The 21943-nt window shown below is 47.1% G+C and carries 26 protein-coding genes and 1 pseudogene; 16 read left to right on the top strand and 11 right to left on the bottom strand.

Annotated features, from left to right (window positions below):
- Positions 1-360: 360 nt before the first annotated feature.
- Complete coding sequence (locus tag ACFQ2O_RS08890) at positions 361-855, bottom strand: glutathione peroxidase (RefSeq protein ID WP_377525920.1); 495 nt, start codon at positions 853-855, stop codon at positions 361-363.
- A gap of 156 nt (positions 856-1011) precedes the next feature.
- On the opposite strand from ACFQ2O_RS08890, the gene ACFQ2O_RS08885 reads away from it, so the two are divergent.
- Both ACFQ2O_RS08885 and ACFQ2O_RS08880 read left to right on the top strand, forming a co-directional pair.
- Positions 1012-1491: an RNA polymerase sigma factor gene (locus tag ACFQ2O_RS08885; protein ID WP_377525916.1), complete on the top strand. Its 480-nt coding sequence runs from the start codon at positions 1012-1014 to the stop codon at positions 1489-1491.
- Positions 1484-2101, top strand: coding sequence for a hypothetical protein (locus ACFQ2O_RS08880; protein WP_377525913.1), 618 nt, complete (start codon positions 1484-1486; stop codon positions 2099-2101). The genes ACFQ2O_RS08885 and ACFQ2O_RS08880 overlap by 8 nt, the downstream gene beginning before the upstream one ends.
- 1 nt (position 2102) lies before the next feature.
- Here ACFQ2O_RS08880 and mnmD read toward each other — a convergent pair whose 3' ends face one another.
- A complete protein-coding gene (mnmD, locus tag ACFQ2O_RS08875; protein ID WP_377525910.1) occupies positions 2103-2783 on the bottom strand; it encodes a tRNA (5-methylaminomethyl-2-thiouridine)(34)-methyltransferase MnmD in 681 nt (226 codons plus the stop codon).
- Between the two features lie 136 nt (positions 2784-2919).
- Here mnmD and ACFQ2O_RS08870 point away from each other — a divergent pair, with 136 nt between their 5' ends.
- Together ACFQ2O_RS08870 and rlmN are read left to right on the top strand one after the other, a co-directional pair.
- Positions 2920-3348 carry an acyl-CoA thioesterase gene (locus ACFQ2O_RS08870; protein ID WP_377525906.1) on the top strand — a complete coding sequence of 143 codons (429 nt, stop codon included), beginning with the start codon at positions 2920-2922 and terminating at the stop codon, positions 3346-3348.
- 21 nt (positions 3349-3369) lie between these two features.
- Complete coding sequence (gene rlmN / locus ACFQ2O_RS08865) at positions 3370-4443, top strand: 23S rRNA (adenine(2503)-C(2))-methyltransferase RlmN (RefSeq protein WP_377525901.1); 1074 nt, start codon at positions 3370-3372, stop codon at positions 4441-4443.
- Positions 4444-4607: 164 nt separating this feature from the next.
- Here rlmN and ACFQ2O_RS08860 read toward each other — a convergent pair whose 3' ends face one another.
- Positions 4608-5696, bottom strand: coding sequence for a YihY/virulence factor BrkB family protein (locus ACFQ2O_RS08860; protein WP_377525897.1), 1089 nt, complete (start codon positions 5694-5696; stop codon positions 4608-4610).
- 13 nt (positions 5697-5709) lie between these two features.
- On the opposite strand from ACFQ2O_RS08860, the gene ACFQ2O_RS08855 reads away from it, so the two are divergent.
- Complete coding sequence (locus ACFQ2O_RS08855) at positions 5710-6447, top strand: DUF6503 family protein (RefSeq protein ID WP_377525893.1); 738 nt, start codon at positions 5710-5712, stop codon at positions 6445-6447.
- A gap of 133 nt (positions 6448-6580) precedes the next feature.
- Here ACFQ2O_RS08855 and ACFQ2O_RS08850 read toward each other — a convergent pair whose 3' ends face one another.
- On the bottom strand, positions 6581-7846 hold the full coding sequence (locus ACFQ2O_RS08850; RefSeq protein WP_377525891.1) for a DUF4403 family protein: 1266 nt from the start codon (positions 7844-7846) through the stop codon (positions 6581-6583).
- Between ACFQ2O_RS08850 and ACFQ2O_RS08845 the strand changes: the two genes are divergently transcribed.
- Positions 7845-8111, top strand: coding sequence for a hypothetical protein (locus ACFQ2O_RS08845; RefSeq protein WP_377525888.1), 267 nt, complete (start codon positions 7845-7847; stop codon positions 8109-8111). The two genes, ACFQ2O_RS08850 and ACFQ2O_RS08845, sit on opposite strands and share 2 nt — an antisense overlap.
- 15 nt (positions 8112-8126) lie before the next feature.
- On the opposite strand, the gene ACFQ2O_RS08840 is transcribed toward ACFQ2O_RS08845, so the two are convergent.
- From ACFQ2O_RS08840 to ACFQ2O_RS08830, 3 genes are all read right to left on the bottom strand, one after another.
- The gene (locus tag ACFQ2O_RS08840; RefSeq protein ID WP_377525886.1) at positions 8127-8447 is read right to left on the bottom strand and encodes a thioredoxin family protein; all 321 of its coding nucleotides are present in this window, start codon (positions 8445-8447) and stop codon (positions 8127-8129) included.
- Positions 8448-8609: 162 nt separating this feature from the next.
- Positions 8610-9338 carry a DUF3891 family protein gene (locus tag ACFQ2O_RS08835; protein WP_377525884.1) on the bottom strand — a complete coding sequence of 243 codons (729 nt, stop codon included), beginning with the start codon at positions 9336-9338 and terminating at the stop codon, positions 8610-8612.
- Positions 9339-9477: 139 nt separating this feature from the next.
- Positions 9478-10452 (bottom strand): NAD-dependent epimerase/dehydratase family protein, encoded by a 975-nt coding sequence (locus ACFQ2O_RS08830; protein ID WP_377525881.1) that lies wholly within the window; start codon positions 10450-10452, stop codon positions 9478-9480.
- Positions 10453-10844: 392 nt separating this feature from the next.
- Here ACFQ2O_RS08830 and ACFQ2O_RS08825 point away from each other — a divergent pair, with 392 nt between their 5' ends.
- The 5 genes from ACFQ2O_RS08825 to ACFQ2O_RS08805 all read left to right on the top strand — a co-directional run bounded on the left by ACFQ2O_RS08825 (position 10845) and on the right by ACFQ2O_RS08805 (position 14186).
- On the top strand, positions 10845-12107 hold the full coding sequence (locus ACFQ2O_RS08825) for a hypothetical protein (RefSeq protein ID WP_377525879.1): 1263 nt from the start codon (positions 10845-10847) through the stop codon (positions 12105-12107).
- Between the two features lie 40 nt (positions 12108-12147).
- Positions 12148-13338, top strand: a complete 1191-nt coding sequence (gene kbl / locus ACFQ2O_RS08820; RefSeq protein ID WP_377525876.1) for a glycine C-acetyltransferase — start codon at positions 12148-12150, stop codon at positions 13336-13338.
- Between the two features lie 96 nt (positions 13339-13434).
- Positions 13435-13722, top strand: a complete 288-nt coding sequence (locus ACFQ2O_RS08815; RefSeq protein ID WP_377525873.1) for a hypothetical protein — start codon at positions 13435-13437, stop codon at positions 13720-13722.
- A 3-nt stretch (positions 13723-13725) separates the two neighbouring features.
- Positions 13726-13932 (top strand): PLDc N-terminal domain-containing protein, encoded by a 207-nt coding sequence (locus ACFQ2O_RS08810; protein WP_377525871.1) that lies wholly within the window; start codon positions 13726-13728, stop codon positions 13930-13932.
- Positions 13933-13970: 38 nt separating this feature from the next.
- Positions 13971-14186: a hypothetical protein gene (locus ACFQ2O_RS08805; protein WP_377525868.1), complete on the top strand. Its 216-nt coding sequence runs from the start codon at positions 13971-13973 to the stop codon at positions 14184-14186.
- A gap of 23 nt (positions 14187-14209) precedes the next feature.
- Here the strand turns inward: ACFQ2O_RS08805 and cdaA are convergent, their stop codons facing one another.
- Together cdaA and folP are read right to left on the bottom strand one after the other, a co-directional pair.
- Complete coding sequence (cdaA, locus tag ACFQ2O_RS08800; RefSeq protein ID WP_377525865.1) at positions 14210-15052, bottom strand: diadenylate cyclase CdaA; 843 nt, start codon at positions 15050-15052, stop codon at positions 14210-14212.
- Positions 15049-15915, bottom strand: a complete 867-nt coding sequence (gene folP, locus ACFQ2O_RS08795) for a dihydropteroate synthase (RefSeq protein ID WP_377525862.1) — start codon at positions 15913-15915, stop codon at positions 15049-15051. Before folP ends, cdaA begins: the two co-directional genes overlap by 4 nt.
- A gap of 35 nt (positions 15916-15950) precedes the next feature.
- Between folP and ACFQ2O_RS08790 the strand changes: the two genes are divergently transcribed.
- The 5 genes from ACFQ2O_RS08790 (at position 15951) to ACFQ2O_RS08770 (ending at position 20211) form a co-directional block, all read left to right on the top strand.
- Positions 15951-16505 (top strand): DUF1599 domain-containing protein, encoded by a 555-nt coding sequence (locus ACFQ2O_RS08790; RefSeq protein WP_377525859.1) that lies wholly within the window; start codon positions 15951-15953, stop codon positions 16503-16505.
- Between the two features lie 96 nt (positions 16506-16601).
- Positions 16602-17705, top strand: a complete 1104-nt coding sequence (locus tag ACFQ2O_RS08785) for a BT_3928 family protein (protein WP_377525857.1) — start codon at positions 16602-16604, stop codon at positions 17703-17705.
- 59 nt (positions 17706-17764) lie between these two features.
- Positions 17765-18820, top strand: a complete 1056-nt coding sequence (locus tag ACFQ2O_RS08780; RefSeq protein ID WP_377525926.1) for an ABC transporter permease — start codon at positions 17765-17767, stop codon at positions 18818-18820.
- Positions 18821-18992: 172 nt separating this feature from the next.
- Positions 18993-19499: a shikimate kinase gene (locus ACFQ2O_RS08775; protein WP_377525853.1), complete on the top strand. Its 507-nt coding sequence runs from the start codon at positions 18993-18995 to the stop codon at positions 19497-19499.
- 103 nt (positions 19500-19602) lie between these two features.
- Positions 19603-20211: a sterol desaturase family protein gene (locus tag ACFQ2O_RS08770; protein WP_377525851.1), complete on the top strand. Its 609-nt coding sequence runs from the start codon at positions 19603-19605 to the stop codon at positions 20209-20211.
- 74 nt (positions 20212-20285) lie between these two features.
- Here the strand turns inward: ACFQ2O_RS08770 and ACFQ2O_RS08765 are convergent, their stop codons facing one another.
- On the bottom strand, positions 20286-20456 hold the full coding sequence (locus ACFQ2O_RS08765; RefSeq protein ID WP_377525849.1) for a hypothetical protein: 171 nt from the start codon (positions 20454-20456) through the stop codon (positions 20286-20288).
- A gap of 278 nt (positions 20457-20734) precedes the next feature.
- Positions 20735-21259, bottom strand: a pseudogene (locus ACFQ2O_RS08760) (transposase); the annotation flags it as partial.
- Positions 21260-21943: the final 684 nt, after the last annotated feature.

Genomic DNA, 21943 nt, shown 5'->3' with positions numbered 1-21943 from the left:
GTAGTTCTTTATTTATAAATTCAAAGTATGCCTATGGTGAAAAAGTGCAATAAAACCGCTAACCATCAGGAGGTAAGTATAGTTCAGCTTTGCACAAGACAAATCCTGCTTTTTTGTAAGTGGTGCTTCTTAGGCCGTTGACTTACACTGTAAAGAAGATTGCTGAAGAGAAAGCTACAATGTGCTTAATTTGTTGTTAACCAAGTTGAGGGGCAGCTATCAAGCATGCGTTGCTTTGTAAACCGACTGCAGGGAATGCAAAAATAACTTTGGCAAACAGCCCGAAAAGGGTGGAGAAAAGAAGCATTAAAAAGCCTCACACCAAGTATAGGTTATGAGGCTTTTTGATGTACTACTAACTTATTTCTTCTTCTGCGCCAGCAGTTTCTCGATGTATGGCTCTATCTTTTCTGGCTTGGTGATTGGGGCGAAGCGTTTGATAGGTTTGCCGTCGGCATCAACCAGAAACTTCGTGAAATTCCACTTTATCTTACTTCCAAAAAGCCCACTCAGGTTCGATTTCAGGTATTTAAATATTGGATGAGCGTTCTCGCCATTTACGTCCACTTTGTCGAACATCGGAAAGCTGACACCATAGTTTATCAGGCAGCCTTCTTCTATTTCTTTTTTGCCGCCGGGCTCCTGGTTGCCAAACTGGTTGCAGGGGAAGCCAAGTATAACCAAGCCTTCGTCTTTGTGTTTGCGGTAAAGCTCCTCTAGCCCCTCGTACTGCGGCGTAAGCCCGCACTGGCTGGCTGTGTTCACCACGAGTACCACCTTGTCTTTAAACTCCTCCATCGGTACTTCTTTGCCTTGAAGTGACTTTGCCGTGTGCTGATAAAATTCTGATGCCATATCTATTTCTGTATTTTTTTGCTGGTTGTGCTGCTAAGATAACCGTGCCGCAGCGATAAAGTTGGCTATACTTGTATACGTCAAAAATAAAATGAAATCCAGCTGTAATAAAACCAGCTAAGCGCTTACTAACTGGTCAAACACCTTTAGCCAAACATGACGATAGATTTCTACAACAGGTTTATCAGGCAGAACGCCGGCATTATTAATAAGATATGCCGGGCCTATACTGATACCGAAGAAGACTACGAAGATTATTTCCAGGAAGTATGCCTGCAGCTTTGGCGCTCGCACAGCTTTTTTGAAGATAAGTCTGCTGTGTCTACGTGGGTGTACCGGGTGGCGCTGAACGTGTGCCTCACCTATTTTAAGCAGGAAAAGAAGCGGCCGAAGACTGCTGCCCTGCAGGAGCTAAGTATGGCAGCCACTGAAACAGATACAGCAGAGGTAGAGCAGCTACAGGCACTTTATACAGCCATCAAACAACTGAAAGAAATAGACAGGGCCATTATTATACTTTACCTCGAAGACAAAAGCTACAAAGAAATAGCCGACATATTAGGTATAAAAGTCAACCATGTTGGCGTGAAGGTAAACCGAATCAAGAACACATTAAAGCAACTGATCCATGGATAATACGGACGAGTTTAAAAGCATCTGGAGCAAGGGCTCCGGAAAACAGCAAATGAATTTATCACCACAAAAAATGAATGAAATGATGCACAGAGAATCCGAAAACCTGATCGACAAGATTAACAAAACCGCCAGAGCCGACCAGCGCGCGTTGCCTTTTGTTGCCATAGTTGTAGTAGCTGCTTTGGTGTGGTTAGGCTTCTACAGCTTCGCCATATTTCTGACTGGAGTTTTTGCCTTATTATACTTCTACAACGAGAAAATGCTGAAGAGACTGCAGCAGGTAGAGCTACAGGATAATGTGCTGGCCTACCTGACCGACTTTAGAAGTATGGCTACAACCATGATCAGGCACTATACCTGGGTAATAGGTCTTGCAACTTTGCTGATTGGTGTGCCGATGCTGCTGTTTTCAGTGGAAGTAGCAGGCATACCGATGGAAGAATTTCTGAGCCCCGAAAGCAGGCAGGCGAGCTTAATTTTACTTGCCCTTTGCACGCTGCTCTTTTCAGGTATATGCATACTGGGCTACCGGCTGAGCGTGCGCATGCTGTATGGGCAGAAATTCCGAAAAATTGATGAAATGATAGCCGACCTGAGCAGAGAAGTATAAACTACTCCACCACCGGCTTTATGCCACGCGTCATTTCGCGTTTGCCCGGAGGACCAGGCAAGGCATCTACAAGAAAGCCAGCAGCTTTAAGGCTGCGCTTAAACGAACCTTTGGCGCAATAACTAACCAGCACGCCGCCTGGGCGCACGGCAGTGAACAGCTTTTCGAACATAGCATCTGACCACAGTTCTGGTTGCTTCTCCGGTGCAAAGGCATCAAAGTACACAATGTCGTAGTACGATAGCGGCGGCAGGAATTCCTCCAGCGTTTCGTGTATCTTCTGCAGCGTAAAGTATGGGATGATATCTATCGGTTCGTTCCAGGGTGCGTTGTGCAGCTTCAGGAAAGTGTCGTACAGTTCCGGGTTCAGGATGATGTGCTCGTAATGCAGCTGCTGCACCACAGCCTCTGTTAGCGGAAACTTCTCCAGGCTATCGTATTGGATAAAAGCTTTTTTAGCCTGCGCTGCCGGAAACGTAAGTATGGCATTCAGACCAGTGCCAAACCCAACTTCCAGAATCTTTAAATCCTTTTTCTGCTCCAGCATATACTCCAGCCCGTGCTTGATAAACACGTGCTGCGACTCCTGCATGGCTCCGTGTACTGAGTGGTAATGCTCGTTTAGTTCGGGTACGTAAAGGGTATTAGAGCCGTCCTTGGTCTGTCGTATTTCGAGATGCATGGTTTTTGTATTACATTACAAATGTACACATTGCAGCATAGAGGCTGCAATATATTAGCTTCAGAAAATAAAATTTAAAGATAGCGTGCGGCATATGGCTCGTGTTACAGCTTTGCTGCCGCTAATTATACTTAAAATGGCAAGAATACAAGTATACATTCCGGAACACACGCACTTCACAGCGCAGATACCGGTGCGCGTTACCGACCTCAATTACGGAAATCACCTCGGCAACGATGCACTGCTTTCTATCATACATGAGGCGCGTATGCAGCTGCTGTCCAGTTTTGGCTGGAGCGAACTGGATTTAGGCGGTGCCAGTATGATTATGGCTGATGTGGCTATTGAGTATAAGGGCGAGGGCTTTTACGGCGATGTGCTACATATAAAGATGGCTTTCAGCGACCTGAACAAGTATGGTTTTGACATCACCTATCACATCAGCAACCAAAACGGCAAAGATGTGGCCCGTGCCAAGACGGGTATGCTGTGTTTTAACTACAAAGAACGGAAACTAATGAGCCTGCCCGCTGAAGTAAAGCAAAAGATTGAAACTAAAGCCTGAGGATTTTTGTAATTTTGCAGTATGACTTTGATTGCAGATATAAATATCCTGAATAAGAAGGACATCCGGAAGCTAACACTGGACGACCTGAAGGCTTGGTTTGTGGAACAGGGCGAGAAGCCTTTTCGTGCCAAACAAGTATATGAGTGGCTCTGGAAGCACTCTGCCCAGTCGTTTACGGAGATGAACAACGTGAGCCTGGCGCTGCGCGAGAAGCTGGATATGCACTTTTCTATCAATTCGGTGCAGGTGGCTACGGAGCAGATAAGCAACGACGGTACCATTAAATCTGCCTTCAAACTACATGATGCGAACATTGTAGAGGGCGTACTGATACCGCATGATGAGCGCAAAACCGCCTGTGTCAGTAGCCAGGTAGGCTGCTCGCTTACGTGCAAGTTCTGCGCTACCGGCTACATGGATCGTGTGCGTAACCTTGATGCCGCCGAAATTTATGATCAGGTAGTTCGCATAAATGAGCAGAGCCTGCGCCAGTACGGTCAGCCACTCTCAAACATTGTGTACATGGGTATGGGTGAGCCGATGCTGAACTATGCCAACGTGATGAAAAGTATTGAGCGCATCACTGCGCACGATGGCTTAGGTATGGCCGCACGCCGCATTACAGTAAGTACAGCCGGTATTGCCAAAATGATCAAGAAGATGGCGGATGATGGGGTGAAAGCAAACCTGGCGCTATCGCTGCACGCAGCCAACGACGAGAAGCGTAACCAGATCATGCCGATTAACGAGACCAACTCGTTGGAGGCTATAAAGGATGCCCTGAAGCACTACCACGAGGTAACGGGCCGCAAGGTAACGTATGAGTACATCGTGTTCGATAACTTTAACGATACCCTGCAGGATGCCGAAGAGCTGCTGCGCTTCTCTAAAATTATCCCATGCAAGATCAACCTGATTGAGTATAACCCGATCGAGAACGCTGATTTCGTGAATACGGATGATGATCGTCTGCAAGCGTTTATCTACTACCTGGCCGACCGTGGCCTTCAGGTAAACGTACGTCGCAGCCGTGGCAAAGACATCGATGCCGCCTGCGGGCAGCTAGCCGTAAAAGAAAAGCAACCGGCGTAAACGTATCACGACACACGTATCAGGTAGCAAGACAAATGAAAGTTCAGCTATTCTTAAAACAAAAGCCAAAAGCGGCTCCTGCAAGTATGGCAGGAGCCGCTTTTGGCTTTTATGGGTAATGCAGGAAATCGTGCTACCTGATACATGCAACGCGTGCCACAAGATCAACCTGCAAACCTGCCTTCAGCTGGAGGCCTTCCTGTGCCTTCTCGTTTTGCAGGAGTGTCTACTACCTCGCGTTCTTCCACAAATACGGCATGTGGTTTCGGAACAACCGGTACGCCATATTTGCTGGCGTATTGCTGTGTAAATTCAGCTCCGAAAAACACAATCATCGAAGAGTAATAAATCCAGATAAGTATAATGATGATAGAACCGGCTGCACCATAGGCAGAGCCAGGGTCAGAGGTGCCAATATACCAGCTAATTAAAAACTTGCCTATTGTAAATAGAATGGCTGTAATCAAGGCGCCAATGAGGGTATCTTTCCAGCGGATAATGCCATCAGGAAGGTATTTGAAGATCAGTCCGAACAAAAGTGTAATTAACCCTACAGACAAAGCAAAGTCTATGAGTTTTATCACCCAAACCCCAATACCAGGCAGCAGGTCCGAAAGGTAGCCGCTTAAAACAGACACGGCGGCACTAAGTATAAGAGAGATTAGCATGAGCAGCGAAATACTCAGTATTAGCCCGAAAGAAAAGAGACGTTCTTTTGCCATGCGTAAGATGCCGCTCGTGGGCTTAACCTTTAAGTTCCAGACACTGTTAAGTGATTGCTGCAGCGTTACAAAGAATGTGGTGGAAGCAAAAATAAGCGTTCCGATTCCTACCCAAAGTGCCCAACCAGATGAATCGTTCATGCTGGCATTCTGTACCATCGTCTGCACTTCTCCAGCTGCCTGTGGGCCCACTGCGGTAGCAACCTGGTTCTCTAACTCACCGGATACAGCTTTTTCTCCGAAAAAATAACCTGCCGCCTTTATGATAATCAGTAGCAGGGGGGGGATAGAGAAAATTGCGTTAAAAGCCAATGCTGCTCCTAATCGCAACGAGTTATTTTCCATGAACTCTGAACCTGAATCTTTAAGCAGCTCAAAAATTCCTTTAAATGTATAGTTAGCCATCGGCGCTTTGTCTGTTGCTGTTGTGGCTTTGAATACGGCGCTTTTCCTTGTTGGGTTGAAAATCCAGTGAAGCGCAGCAACGGCAGCATCCTCTGTATAAGTAAATTCGTATCTTAGGGCATACATTTAAATTAAGCCTATGGCCTCTCACAAACTGCTGAAATCACTACTTTGCCTGTTTCTGTTAACACTGCCGCTTTGGACAGCCTCTGCACAGCAATCAGATGCCAAAGCCATTGCCGATAAAGTGATGAAAAACATGGGAGGCCAGAAGAACTGGAACAATACCCGCTACCTCGCCTGGACATTTAATGACCAATACCAGATATGGGATAAGGCGCAGAACCGCTTCCGCTGGGAAAAAGACAGCTTAATTGCTGTGATAGACACACAAACAAAGGATGGCAAAGTATATGTGGCAGGGCAGGAGATAGTAGAGCCTGCCGAAAAGCAGAAGATGCTGGATCGTGCTTATGCGCTTTGGATAAATAATTCTTATTGGCTTGTGATGCCCTTTAAGTTGCAGGACCCGGGCGTAGCGCTTAAACATGTGGGCGAAGGAGAGACAATAGACGGGGCAAAAGCCGACATACTACAGATGACATTTGAAGAAGTAGGGCTTACGCCGCAAAACAAATACCATGTATGGGTAGATAGAGACAAAGGGTTGGTAACGCAGTGGGCGTTCTTTAGGAAGTTTGATGATGCAGAACCGGCTTTTACCCGTCGCTGGAGCAACTACCAGGACTACGGTAAGATTAAACTGGCTAGCGACCGCAGCAACCCTCAAAGCGATTTTGAGCTGTTTCATATCGCGGCACCCGCCAACGTGCCGGATAAAGTGTTTAACAGCCCTGTGCCGGTGGAGAAGCTTTAGTTGGATGCTAGATATTAGATTTTAGACAAAATCATATATAAAGAAGGGGGTTGCTATCATTTTAGCAGCTCCCTTCTTTATATATACACCTGAAGAAAGTCTAGCGTCTAATATCTAGCATCTAACGTCTCTCTTAAAATTTATCAATCGTAGCAGTCAGCGTGCCTTTGGCATTAACTACTGTCTTGATTCCCTCAGGTGTCAGGTAGATATTATCTGGCGTGATTTCTTTGATGCTGCCGCGCAGTAGCACCGACTCATGCACCCGGCTCTGTTTGTCCAGCGAAGCCTGCAGCATCTTTTTAGCATTCTCCAGCTCACCTTTTACAGGTATGTTTACCTGTTGTTGTATCATGTCCTTAAACTTGTTCTTGGCTAGCCAGCTGGCAGTACTCAACAGTCTGTCTTTTGTTTCCAGGTCATAGTCTATGTCACGCACTTTGATGGAGGCAGTTTCGGCATCATAGTATGGTGTGCCGCGCAGGTATAATTTCCCAACAATCTTCTTGGTGAACAGGCCAGCCTTCGTTTTGCCGTTTACGTCCAGCATTAGTATTAATTGCTCACCACTAGGCGTGATGGCGGCATCATTCACAGTTATCTGGCTTTTGCCGCCATCAAACTTATAGGTCTGCTTCGCCACTTGTTCCTGTAGCAGTTTGCTGGCATGTGCATAAGGGATATTGGCTGTAAGGCCCACCTGTATCTCGTCATTCATGCGGCTGTCTACAATCAGCTTCGGCAGGGTCTTGTTTAGCTGCACCTGTGGCTTTCCATTAGTGGTTACAGTAATATAAGATGTAATACCGAGGCGGGTGTTCAGCGTTCCGTTCTTAGCCTGTAGCGGAGCCATGCGTACCTCCTTGGGTACAACAGTTAGCCAGGCGTTCATGTCATCATCCAGCTTTACAGGCTCCTGTAGCATCACCCAGGCCTCTGATACATACTTTTTCAGGTTGAGGTGGTTCTGGAGTTCTTTGTCTAATTGCTGCGACAGGTTGCTCATTTGGTTGCGCAGGGCAGGCTCTACAAAACGGGCAAGGCCAATCTTAAGCGGGCCAAGGGCCAGAACAGGCTTTGTGCTGCCCCACTCAAAATCACCACTTGTTACGGTGTTGATGCGGTAGTCATCTGTCAGGCCAACTTTGCTTTCTGTTTTGATGACCATGTCGAAGCTGGTGTCTTCAGACTTATCAACGGCCGGGCAAAATTTGCAAGGGTCCCACTTCCAGCGGCCTTTGGCGTAAATGTGCAGCGGCACCGAAAAGTAAATCTTGTCTTTTTCGGCACGGATGGTCATGCGGCCTTTCTTCGTTACGGTGACCGCAACATTATCATCATCCAGGTTAGTGTCTTTGTAAAGCACGCCGGCCAGTTCCTGGTTCAGCCTCTCTTCCATGGCTGCGATAGACACAGAAACAGGCACAGAGATAGAGGAAAGCTGTGGCTTATACATGCCAGTGCCAGATGTGGTAGCAGCCGGAGCGGAAGTATTCAGTTTTTCTGTGCTGGAGCAGCCGGGCGTGATAAAGCTAATTGCCGCTGTTAGCAGCAGTACGGGTAGTGAAAAGGTATATTTTATGTTCACGGGGTATGTTGATAAAAAACGGCGCAAGTTAGCACAGGTTTTTTACAACAGCTATAGAGGGATAGACGTTCCGTAAAAAATTGCGACAGAGTTACTTCAGCTTCAGCAAAAGCTCTTTAAGGGCCTCTTCAGTGGAGATGATACCGCAGTCTACAAGAGTGGCATGGCGGTAGATGGCGAAGAAAGGCGTGCCGCTCATTTTAACTTCTTTGCTGGATACAGGATTCTCAGCAGCATTCATTCGCACAAAAGTTATGTGTTTGAAGGTAGGGTCAGTGGAGAAACGTGCAAAGGCAGGTGCCAGCGCTTTACAGAGTGGACATGTCTCATCCACAAATTTTACAACTACCCTTTCTTTATCAAAGATCAGTCTTCTTAAGTCGTTGTCGTTAGATTCTGTAATAGTCATCATTTTGGTTTCTCCTAAATTTACATAGCCTCTCCTCCTGAAGTATAGACGTAGTGCGAGTATATTTGGTTAAATGGATGCCTTAAAAAAACAAGTGGCGTGCTATTGAGCAAGGGCGAAAGAAATTAGAGGTTTAGGAGATTTTCTTCAACTCTGTTGACTTGCTTAAGCGGCTTTTAATAACCATTTTTTATACTTCACCTCTGCCTGATGTAAAGCCTTGGCCAGTTCCCCATCGTTTTTAAATTGTAGTTGCCTCAGTACTCTGTATTCTACCTGCACCTCCAGTTGCTGTGCTGCAAAAGGCCATGGCTCTACCTTTATCCAGCGCTGCTGCTGTTGCTGCAGAAAGTATGGCTTCCCGTCGGGGCCGGTGGTGATTTCCAGCTGGCGCTCATCGGCAGGCAGCTCGTTGCGGCAAAGTATAAGCGAGAGCCGGTCGCACCATTGCATAATAGCGTAGGCTTGTTGAGTTTCTTTCAAAGACTGTTGCAGACTTTCACGGCAGCTTTTCTGTAGCTCCTGCTGGTCATTCAAAAAGGCGTTAGTGGCTTTACTCTCACCGCGGCGGCTCTCGTAGAGGTAGCTCATGTGCATAGATGTGAGTAAGGCGACCCACCGGCTTTGGAAACGCACATCGTGCATCAGCTTTTTTGCCTGCTCCAGCGTGTTGGGCTGCAGCGTGAAGTCTGCAGGGGCTCCTGCAGGAGTAAGCCCGTCTTTGCCCCGCCAGGTATGCTGGCGGTTGTCGTGGTTGGCAATGGCTACAAGCGTATCTACCCAGTTCTTACATTGCAGCTCCGGCTTTAGATGATAGGCCAGCTGTGCTGCCAGCATGCCATGTGCCTGCTGGTATATCACCTCCCAGCCTTCTGGTATTGTGTTTACAATCATAGTTCTGGACATACGGGATTTTTAGATGAGCAGGATGACTTGTACACGTTAAAAAATATTTTTTAGCTGCAGCCCACGTATTGGCAAAAAGAAAGGCGATACTTTCGCATCGCCTCCTCTTTAATTTATACTTATAGCTTTATACTGCCTGCTCCTGCTTCATCTTTTTCAGGTTCAGAAGCATGTCCTCGGTCATGGCATTCAGGTTATAGTTCGGGCTCCAGCCCCAATCCTGCTGCGCTGCGCTGTCGTCTATACTTTGTGGCCATGAGTCAGCAATTTGCTGGCGTGAGTCTGGCTTATAAGTAATTTGAAAATCAGGTATATGATTTTTAATAGAAGCGGCTATCTCTTTTGGAGAGAAGCTCATAGCGCTCAGGTTGTAGGAGTCACGTACTTTAATCTGCTCTGCCGGTGCATGCATCAGGTCCAGCGTAGCCTTTAGGGCATCTGGCATATACATCATTGGCAGGTACGTGTCCTCGCTCAGGAAGCACTCAAAGGTCTCTCCCTCTAAAGCTTTGTGATAGATATCTACTGCATAATCCGTCGTGCCGCCACCTGGTAAGGCTTTATAGCCGATCAAGCCAGGGTAACGAAGGCTGCGCACGTCCAGACCATACTTCTGGAAGTAGTACTCGCACCAGCGCTCACCTGCCTGTTTGCTGATGCCGTACACTGTATTCGGATCCATGATGGTTTGCTGCGGGGTGTTTTGGCGCGGGGTGCTTGGGCCAAAGCAGGCAATAGAGCTAGGCCAGTATACTTTACCTGTTTTTTGCTCCAGAGCCAGGTCCAGCACATTAAAAAGGCCATCCATGTTCAGCTTCCAGGCAAATTTTGGGTTCTTCTCGCCAGTAGCCGAAAGTACGGCTGCCAGGTGGTATATCTGCTTAAATTTATACTTCGAAGCCAGGTCAGCCAGCACCTTGGTATCTAGCACATCCACCTTCTCAAAAGGGCCGGACTCGAGCAGCTCAGCATGTTTGGGTGGTGCAATATCTGCTGCCACTACATTTGCGTTGCCGTACATCTGGCGCAGCTCCATGGTGAGTTCTGAGCCTAATTGCCCGCAGGCACCTATCACTAATACCGTGTCACTTGTGTTTGCCATAAGCTAATTTTAATCTTTGCACAAAGTAACCGATTTCAGTGCAATCCAAAAAATTATACTTCACAAGATAAGGTGCAGGCAGGTCAGCTATTAGATGGGTGCAGAAAGAAAGAAGACGCCTGCCAGCGGCAAGCGTCTTCGCTTAACTAATCTAACTAACCATTATTCACCTTGGCAACAAAGGTAAAGCGGCTATAGCGGGTACGAAAGGGGGAGTAGCAGACTTGATGATTATATAACACTGTTAAAGTAGTGGTAATCTAAGCCTGCCGCTACAAACGGAAATTCTTATCTTTGTAAAGATAGCTGTACGAAGAAGCGGTGGCAGCATAGCCCGTTTGGGTTTGAAACCGTAAATTGCGGCATGTTTGAGGTAGCAAGGTCCAGATAGCATGACATTTGACGAGTACCTGGTAAAGAAGCGTATAAATAAAGTGGCCTTTGAGGCCTCTGAACCTGCGCGCTTTGCAGCGTGGCGGGAGATGTATACCCAAATGCATCCGAACAGCTTTCAGGTGCAGGTAAAGATGATTTTAAACGATGTGCGCCTGCATTACCATCTTGCCGAGGAGGATATACCAAAAGCTGAACCAGTAGCCGCGCCGCGCCCAGCCGCTGTTAAAAGGGTGGTTGCTCCCAAGCCAGCTACGAGTGCAGTAGCAGCTAATACATCATCCGAAGAAGCGCCAGCAAAAGAAGAAAGCACCCCAAAGCCTGTTATCAAAAGACCAGCCTTTATACGCAAGCCAGCAGAAGAAACTACAGAAAAGGCAACGGCCTCCGATGAAAGCAAAGAGGAAGCTACACCAGCAGCGCCACGGCCAAGGCCTGTCGTAAAGCGGCCTGTTATAGCCAAACCAAACCCGGATGCAACTGGGGCCGATGACGAAGAGAAAACAGAAGCGCCCGAGGAGGTGAAGCCAGCGGCGCGCCCGAGGCCGGTAATAAAGCGACCGGACGCCTTGCAGCAATCAGCTGAAGAGCAAGCTAAGCCACTATCAGAAGAAGGTAGCAAGCCTGCTTTAGAGGAAGTGCCAGCCAAGGCAGCCAGGCCAAGGCCAGTGATAAAGCGACCAGCAGCGCTCCAGCATTCTGCGCCTGAAGCCAAAGAGCAGCAGGAGGAGCAGCCTCAAGCTGAAAGTCCTGCTGTGGATAAGCCTACACCACCACGGCCGAGGCCGGTAATAAAGCGGCCAGCAGTTTTGCAGAAGCCTGATGAGCAAGTAGAGGAGCAGGCAACTTCAGCTACCGAAGAACCTGCTAAGCCTGCACGTCCGCGCCCGGTTATAAAACGGCCTGTAGCCTTGCAGAAACCTACGGAAGAGCAGGAAAAACAGCCCGTAGCGCAAGAGCAAGGCAAACCAGATACTTCCACAGCAACACCCGCTGCTTCCGCAGAAGATACACCTAAACCTCCAAGGCCAAGGCCTGTTATCAAACGGCCTGTAGCCTTGCAGAAACCTACGGAAGAAGCATCTAATCCGGCAGAGGCAAGTATAACTCAACCTAAGGAAGAGTCGGAGCAACCGCAGGAGCCATCACAGCCGACAGCATCAAACGAGCAGCAGCCATCGCCAAAGCCGCCAAGGCCGAGGCCGATCATACGTCGCCCGCCGCCAAAGCCTGATGCCGGCCCGGAAGCAACCGGAGAGTAAATAAACTTAAAACGAACAACGCATAACGATAAACGAAACTATGTACGAAACGCTAAAACCAGACCTAGAACAGCAGCTTGCCGAGATAAAAGAGGCAGGTTTGTATAAACAGGAACGCATTATCACTACACCTCAGGGTGCTGACATCGATACAACAAAGATGCAGCATGTGCTTAATTTCTGCGCTAATAACTACCTGGGCCTCTCGGCTCATCCAAAAGTAATTGAGGCTGCAAAAGCCGCCATCGATACGCACGGTTATGGTATGAGCTCCGTACGCTTTATCTGCGGCACGCAGGATATTCATAAAGAGCTCGAACGCAAACTATCGGAGTTTCTGGGCACAGAGGATACCATACTTTATGCTGCTGCTTTTGATGCCAACGGTGGTGTATTTGAGCCTCTGTTCGATGCGGAATCAGCCATCATTTCTGATACACTGAATCACGCCTCTATCATCGACGGTATTCGTTTGTGCAAAGCGCAACGCTTCCGTTATGAGCACAACAATATGGCTGACCTGGAGGCGAAGCTGCAGGAGGCGCAAAGTGCCAAACACCGTGTAATCGTAACAGATGGTGCTTTCTCGATGGATGGTACTGTAGCGCAGCTAGATAAAATTGTAGCGCTGGCAGACAAGTATAACGCTGTGTTGCTGGTAGACGATTCGCACTCTACTGGCTTTATGGGTAAAACAGGCCGTGGTACGCACGAGTACCACAACGTTATGGGCAAAGTGGATATCATAACAGGCACTTTGGGCAAAGCGCTTGGTGGTGCGATGGGTGGTTTTACCTCTGGCCGCAAAGAGGTAATTGACATGCTGCGCCAGCGCTCTCGCCCGTACTTGTTCTCTAACTCACTGGCTCCATCTATTGTAGGAGCTTCTATTGCTGTGCTGGATACACTAAGTGCTACAACTGAGCTGCGCGATAAGCTGGAGTGGAACACTAAATACTTCCGTGAGAAAATCACAGAGGCTGGCTTTGACATTAAACCAGGCGACCATCCGATTGTGCCGGTAATGCTATACGATGCGCCGCTGGCACAGGAGTTTGCCGCCCGTATGCTGGATAAAGGCATTTACGTAATCGGTTTCTATTATCCGGTAGTGCCAAAAGGACAGGCACGAATCCGTGTGCAGCTATCAGCCGTGCACGATCAGGAGCATATTGATAAGTGTATTGCTGCTTTTGTGGAAGTAGGTAAAGAACTTGGTGTGATCAAGTAAGTATAACTTGCCGCTAAAGTATAGAAAAGCCACTCCTGCTATGGGAGTGGCTTTGTTTTTTTATAACTTGTATCAAACTTAGGGTGCTTCTATAGTATGAATCATATAAAAATAAAGCCGGGGCAGGTATTGTTGGGGACGGTGCTGTCGTGGATGGTTATCTCGTTCCTGGCTTATACAACAGCGGATATGCGTGGCGAAGTTGATATTGTGTACACGTTGTTGCAGATTGCCTTTTACTTTTCTTTGCTGCTTTCTGTGGAAGCGTACTTAAGTATGCTGCTGAACCCGCAGTGGACGCGCATCCATTTTGGCACTATCCTGCTGCTGATTGCACCGGCCCTGCTGTATTTAATATGGTTTGTAAGTGAAACCTTGTTTTAATTTATGGAGCTTTTAGCCCGATACCCTGCTATATTTTTGCTTGTTACGCTAAATTACCTGCTGGTTATTATAGCGCTTATTCACCTGATTTTTAAGTCTGATTATCCTGTTGGCTCCCGCCTTATCTGGATGGTGATACTCTGGCTTATACCTGCACTTGGTGTTGCTACTTATTGGCTGGTGTGGTATAGAAAGGAGAGGAGGATATAAACGCAGCTCGTACTACATATCAAAGCTACAATTTGTTTATGAGGCAGTCTGTTGATACAACAGCTTCTGGCGGTGCTACGCTGAAGAAGCTACTATTGCGCGCCATACTAGCCGGAGTTTTTAGTGGAGTGCTGCTGAGCCCCTTGTTACTGTCTCTGCATAGGGAGGTCAATTTATTTAAAGCTTATAGTATATTGGTGCCACTAGGTGTGGTGTACGTGCTCGTGCTATACTTCTACAGGAGAAAAGGTTAGATAGAGACTATCTGCCTGAGCTACTAAGCTGCGCTGATAGACTTCTCTGAAACAGCAGCAGCTGGTTTCTGGTCTGTATCAAACAGGAACTGGTTCAGCTTTACGCGCAGATCTGCGGAAGACAAATTACGATAGGCCTCGCCGTTGCGCACCAAAGCTATCTGGCCAGTCTCCTCCGATACCACCAGTACAATGCTATCTGTAATTTCGGTTAAGCCAATAGCGGCACGGTGGCGCAAACCCATAGAGGCAGGTATTTCCTGGTTTTCTGACACCGGAAGTATGCAACGGGCAGCTTTAATACGGTTACCAGATATGATTACAGCGCCGTCGTGCAGCGGGCTATGTTTGTTGAAGATAGCCATGAGCAGGCGCTTCGAAATAACAGCATCAATCAAGTCACCAGACTCGGCGTAGTATTTAAGTTCTGAGCTTTTGGCAAATACAATAAGTGCTCCTGTGTTTTTGCCTGCCAGTGTTTTAGAGGCCTCAATAAAAGGAGTAAGGCTTAATTTATCGCTTTGTTCCCGGCGCCACGGGAATCCTCGGAAAAAGCGATCGTTATTAAAGGCAGTGGTTTTGCCGATTAATAGCAGAAAGCGGCGAATTTCAGGCTGGAAAAGGATGATGGCAGCCAGAACACCCACACCCATAAACTGGCCAAGTATAATGCTCAGCAACTCCATGCCGGCGGCACGCACCACCAGGTACAGCAAGTAAACAGAGAGAAGACCCAGAAAGATTTTTAGCGCCACACTACCCGTCAGCAGCTTGTAGAGCTGATACAGCAGTACTGTTACGAGCAGAATATCAATGATATCTAGCAGCTCAATCTCTAAAAATCCTATGCTGAATAAAAAAATCAAGGTTTTGTTTTCTCTAAAAGTATAATTGTTTGATTAGCTTCTTTTACGTCGTGTACCCGTAAAATGTCGGCACCTTTCATCAACGCAACAGTGTTTACAGCTATTGTGCCTGTTAGCGCATCTGTTTGCGCTATCCCCAGCGCTTTATACACCATTGACTTCCGGGACATACCAGCAAGTACAGGCAGGCCTAAGATACGCAATTCCTCTAAACGGCGAAGTAATTCAAAGTTATGTTCCACTGTTTTGGCAAAACCAAAGCCAGGATCCAGGATAATGTCTTTTACACCAAGCGCTTGCAGCTTGGCCAACTGCCCCTGTAGCTCATCAAGCACCTCCACTACCACATCCTCATACTTCGCCATACTTGCCATGGTTTGCGGAGTGCCGCGCATGTGCATCAGTATATAAGGTACCTGAAGCTTGGCTGCAGTCTCAAACATAGCCTCATCCAAAGTGCCACCCGAAATATCATTAATAATAGAGGCACCGGCGGCTATACTTGCCTCGGCTACGCTAGCTCTAAACGTATCTACGGAAATAATCGCCTTGGGGAAGTTCTTATGAATAGCTTCTATAACCGGAACAACACGTGCTGTCTCCTCCTGCGCTGAAATATCAGTGGCTCCGGGGCGACTGCTGTACCCGCCAATGTCCAGAATGTCGGCACCATCGGCAAGCATTTGCGCTGCTTTAGAAACAGCCTCCTCTGTAGAGCTAAGGCGGCTGCCAGCGTAAAAAGAATCAGGAGTAAGGTTAAGAATGCCCATTACCAAAGGCACCTCCAGCGACAGCAGCTTTCCGCGGCAGTTTAGTGTGTATTTTTTCTTAAAAAGCGTATCTTTCGCTTCCAATGTAGTCATCCGGGTCAATTAATTTTAAAATTAAAGCTAAAAAGTTGATTAGTCAAACACAGCAGGAATATAATCAGGTAGTACAGCGCTGCAAGGATACATTTGTGAAGAAGACCAAAGACTACGGCACCGCCTGGCGCGTGCTGCGGCTTCCGTCTATCACTGATCAGATCTTTATCAAAGCACAGCGTATCCGCTCGATTCAGGAAAAGGGAAAGCAGCTGGTGGAAGATGACATCAACGGAGAGTTCATCGGTATTATTAACTACTGCGTTATTGCCCTGATGCAGCTGCACCTGACTGCGGATGCACCCATGAGCCTTTCTTCGGAGGAAGTGGAGCGCGAGTATACGCATCATATCGAGGAAAACCTGAAACTGTTGACGGCCAAAAACCATGACTATGGCGAGGCTTGGCGTGATATGCGGGTAAGCTCCATTACCGATATTATTCTGATGAAGCTCTTTCGTACGAAGCAAATAGAGGATAACGAAGGCCATACCCTGATATCAGAGGGTGTGGAGGCAAACTACCGCGATATGATCAACTATGCCGTTTTTGCCTTGATTAAATCTGGTTTTGCGGAACAGGTAAAGTAAGCTTTGTTGTTGCTGTGGCAGCGCTCAGGTTGCGGGAGTATAGCTATGCAATGCGCTGATTAATCCTTTGACTTTCTAATTCCTTAACTTAAGTTGATGAAGTTTATAAGTAAGTTTTTCTGGCTTTTTGTCGGAGTGTTGTTCATATTCTCAGGCCTGATTAAGCTGAACGATCCTGTGGGTACAGCGATCAAGCTAGAGGAGTATTTCGAGGTATTCTCCACGGATATTGCCCCCTTCTTTAAGAGCTTTGAGCCGTATGCGCTGTTTCTTTCTATATTCCTCAGTGCTTCTGAAATTGTGTTGGGTGTGGCCCTGCTGGTGCGGTATAAGTTAAAGGTGGTGCTGTGGCTGTTGTTGGTGATGATTGTGTTGTTCACCTTCCTAACATTTTATTCGGCCTTCTACAATAAAGTAACTGATTGCGGCTGTTTCGGAGATGCCATTGTGCTTACCCCGTGGGAGTCGTTCACAAAAGATATCGTGTTGCTGGTGATGATTGTGGTGCTGCTTTTTACACAGCGGTACCTGGAGCCGTTTATGCGACCTGCATCCGGCGCTATCATCATTATCATAACAACAGCTTTAGCTGTTATAGTTGGCTGGTATGCTTATGAGCACCTGCCGTACATCGACTTCCGCGCCTACAAAGTAGGAAACCATATCCCTACGCTCATGAAGTCGTCAGCTCCGTTGCGCTACAAGTACATTATGGTGAAAGACGGTGACGAAGAAGAATTCGAGGAATACCCGATGGATACCACCTATACTTTTAAAGAAATGGTGGCAGTAAACCCGGAAGATGGCCCTAAGATCACAGACTTCAACGTTTGGAACAACGAGGGTGATCATACGCAGGAAGTGCTTAATGGAAACAAACTTCTGATTCTTGTGCAGAGCGTGGCAAAGGCTGATCAGCAAAACATAGCAAGTATAAACGCGCTGGTGAAAGCCGCTGAAAAAGCTGGCATTACACCGTTGGTTGTTACCAGCAGCAGCACCCAGGATTTTGAGGTGTTCCGGCATGAGGTAAACCTGGCGGCGCCATACTACTTTGGCGATGGAACAGTACTGAAAACGATTATCCGCTCTAATCCCGGCATTGTGCTGTTGCAGGATGGTACCGTGAAAGGCAAATGGCACCACAACGATACCCCAGAACTGGAAGAAGTGCAGGAACTGCTGGCACCGGAGGAGTAGCACCTCGTTAAGGAAAGCAAAATTCTGGCTTTAGAAGCAATCAAACATCATACATGAAACTGATAGGATTTATATGTAGCCGATTAGGGCATGGCCTGCTGATCATGCTGGGTGTGCTGGTGGCGATATTTTTCCTGTTCAATGTGTTGCCCGGTGACCCGGTGGCGCTGCTGGCGGGCCAACGCTCCGACCTTTCCACACGCGAGGCCATCACAAAGGACCTGGGCCTGGACAAGCCGCTACCATTGCAACTGCTATACTACATCAATGATGTATCGCCGGTATCAGTGCACGAGGATACAGAGGCAAACCTGGAGAAGTATGAGTATAACACTTTGGTCGATTTTGGCAATGATGTGCTGGTGTGGAAAACGCCTTACCTGCGCCGTTCTTTCCAAAGCAACAAAAGCGTAACCGAAATTTTGCTCGATCATTTTAGCGGAACGCTCTGGCTTGCCGCGGCTGCCATGCTTATTGCTACCGTGTTCGGAATACTGTTCGGGGTGCTGGCTTCGTTACGGCCTCATAGTACCCTCGACCATACGTTAGTCACGGGCTCTGTGCTCGGTATCTCGGTGCCATCATTTGTGGCTGCTATACTTATCGCCATCACCTTCGGGTATTACTGGAGCGACTGGACAGGACTAAGCCTGACAGGCCAGTTGTATGAGATAGATGCCTTTGAGGGAAAACAGCTGATGCTGCGCAACCTGCTGCTGCCAGCTATTGCGTTAGGCATTCGTCCGTTGGCTATTATCGTGCAGCTTACGCGCAGCTCTATGCTGGATGTAATGTCGCAGGACTACATCCGAACGGCACGGGCCAAAGGCTTGAGCAGGTATAGCGTTATTGCCGGGCATGCGCTTAAGAACGCTTTAAACCCTGTGGTAACGGCTATATCAGGTTGGTTGGCCTCGCTTATGGCAGGTGCTTTCTTTATCGAGTATATCTTTAACTGGAAGGGCTTGGGTTCAGTAACCCTACAAGCTGTACAGAACCTGGACTTCCCGCTTGTGATGGGCTCTACGCTTTTTGTGGCTTTCCTGTTCGTGCTCATCAACATACTTGTAGATCTGCTTTATACTTTGCTGGACCCACGGGTAAAGCTGGACTAGAGCTTTGTTGGCGATTCGCCAATTATGAATTAGAAATTATGCTTCCATAGATTGTAGTTCCGGCTTCTTTGGAGAACTACTTTTGTTTCGTTCATATTTGCTACAGCCCAAGCTTTCCTTGTCGTTTAAAAAATATCACCAATTCACAATTTCTAATTCACAACTATAAAAGATGCTCATCTTTTTAATCGGTATGATGGGGAGTGGCAAAACCACTTTGGGGCGACAGCTGGCGCAGCACCTAGGCTATACTTTCATAGACCTGGATGAGTACATTGTGCAGCAGCAGGGGCAAAGTATAGCACAGATTTTTGAGCAGCAGGGGCAGGATTATTTTAGAGTACTGGAACGAAAAGCTCTGGAAGAACTGGTTGAGCAGTATGAGCAAGCGGTGATCTCTACAGGTGGCGGTGCTCCCTGCTTTTTTGATAACATAGACTTTATCAACCAGTATGGGATAAGTATTTTTTTAGATGTTTCGATTAATGTTTTGAGCAGCAGGTTGATAGCCCAGGGGCAGGAGGAGCGGCCATTGCTCACAGGCAAAAGTGAAACAGATTTAATTTCTTTTTTAGCTAAAACATTAGACTACCGAAAGCAGTTCTACGACCGCGCAACACATGTGCTGCAGGCAAGTGAGCAATGCATAGAAAGGATGGTGCAGCTTCTCAACTTATAGTTTGCATACCCGTTATACTTTAAGGTGTGAAGCATTATTAAGTGGCTTCATCTTAAAATTTAAGTATTTTTGCAGCGTTAAAAGAATACAGCAAATCTAAATTATGAAACCAAATCATAAAGGAAGTGCACAGCTCTTCAAGAATCCGATTCTGGAGAAAATGACCAGAACGCACATCGCCTTACCAATTTCTATATTTCTTATCATAGCAGTAGGACTTCTATACTATGGAATCACGCATAGCTTCATTAATATACTTGAAGCTATTGGGTTTTTCTTTTTAGGCTGGTTTATTTTCACACTTATTGAGTACCTGGCGCACCGCTACGTATTCCATATGGGTACAGATACGCCTTTCAAAGCAAGGCTGCAGTACCTGTTCCATGGCAACCACCACGATTTTCCGAAAGATAAAAAGCGCCTGGCCATGCCTCCGGTTGTAAGTATACTTTATGCTTCTGCTTTCTTCTTTATTTTTAAGGTATTTTTTGGCACGTTTGTGTTTGGAGTGGTGGCTGGTGTCTTGTTTGGCTATGCTATGTACCTGTTGGTGCATTACATTGTGCATGCTTATCCGCCACCAAAGAACTTCCTGAAGCAGCTTTGGATTAACCACAGCATCCATCACTACAAAGATCATGAGAAAGCTTTTGGTGTATCATCGCCGCTTTGGGATTATATACTAGGTACAATGCCGAAGCGCTCGAGGTAAAAACGATAACAGCTATAAAACAGAAGAGGAGCTCTACTAACTAGAGCTCCTCTTCTGTTTTATAGCTGTTACACTTATCTTCTGAATTTTCTGAAAAGCCAGCCAACAAGCAGCACGATCAGCACGATGATAATTAAAGCAGTCCACATGCCCGCTTTAAATATGTCTCCTATCACTTCGCAACTACTCATGGTAAAGGTGAGCAGCACAAGCAGTGTCATCAGGTAAGGTCTTATATTCTTCATAGTTTTATCTTTTAGTGAAACCGCTGGCTAAAGCTTAGATGACAACATAACAGCCAGGGCGAAATATGATAATATTGCCATGTTACTGTTACTGTATAGGCGGTAAAAAGGTTAGCAGGAAGTGAAGAAAGGCTGCTAAAGAAGAGTAGGCAAGATTTGATCGAAAACAAAAAAACCACTCATTTCTGAGTGGCTTCTGCTCCCCCTCCTGGGCTCGAACCAGGGACCCCATGATTAACAGTTGTAATGTTTTGTTATCGATAACGTGAACTCGGGCATTAGGCATTAATTCTGGCAGGTTTAAATTGCCTGTTCTGCTGCTCCAGAAAGGTATAGGCAGTGAAGTCCGGAGAAAATCTAGGCAAAGGCGTTGAGCGGGTTTGTGTGGCGTGTGGTCGATGTCACAGACACTCATCAAAATGCCGTTGGCACCCTCGATGCCTGCCCCTTTTGAGCAGGCCCATTTTGTCCTGCAGGGTGATGAGCATGTTTTTCATGTTCCTGCGGAGTCTGGCCACCAGGTGCAGGCTCTCTTCCAGCAGCTCTTCCAGTAAAGAAGACAAATGCCCTTTGTCGCCGTAGCACTTGCATTTGAGCCCGGTGAGCAGCAGCGAGAGCACCTTTGGATTGTTGTCTGCCACGTTGGCCGGTGTGATGAGAAAGCGGATCGGTTCACCGTGCTGGTTGGTTACCAAGTGCAGCTTGAGGCCATAGAACCAGCCAGGCGAGGCTTTGCCCCGGGCGGCGATCTCCTCAAATACTTTATGCCGGTGAATCCTGCGGTTGTGGCAGACAGGATGCTTACCACCTTATTAGGTCATCACGCTTAAGGTGAGCCTGCTAGCACTTCCCTTCTGATGCTACATGCTGAGACGGCAAGGATCAATCCCTGTTCTTTTACCATTTCTCTTAGTGATCCATTGGTGTTAGAGAGGTTGATGGACTTCTCTTTGACGGCACTGAATGGTAATTAAAGTAAACAGTTGAATTAGAATAGCCCTTCAAAAAGTTTCCAGTCAAAGACGCTAACTCTGAAATGCTGCAGACGGTGGAGGAGCTCAAGGAAATGCTCCGAACACGTGCTCCCTCACACCTTTCACAGCCTAGCAGCAAATCATTTGCTAACGAGTAGCTAGGGGCAGTAGCGCTCTATAAGGCCTTGGAAGGGGGCACGGCCAGTTACTCAAGCTAAAGTATGCTCTTAGGAACTGGCTGTTGTTTTGGGCCGTGCGTCAGGCATTGGTGGATTTGCCGAGCAGTAGTTCAAAGACACGCTGCCGGGTCTTGTCACTAATTTCATAGCGTTGCATGGCCTTAATAAACAACAAAGATCATATTTCTTTCATTAGTTAACACCTAATTGAGCTACAGGCAAAGCAGAAAGAAAATTCCTGATAAAGCGACAACTCAATTGCTGGTTGAGCGTTATTTTGCAGGTTTTAATATAAAAGTTGCAAAATAGATAGGTTGTATAATTAATTTGTTGC

The organism is Pontibacter rugosus, from assembly GCF_042678745.1.
Taxonomy (GTDB): domain Bacteria; phylum Bacteroidota; class Bacteroidia; order Cytophagales; family Hymenobacteraceae; genus Pontibacter; species Pontibacter rugosus.
The sequence above is the reverse complement of the archived record's forward strand: the minus strand, read 5'-3'. Positions and strand labels throughout refer to the sequence as shown.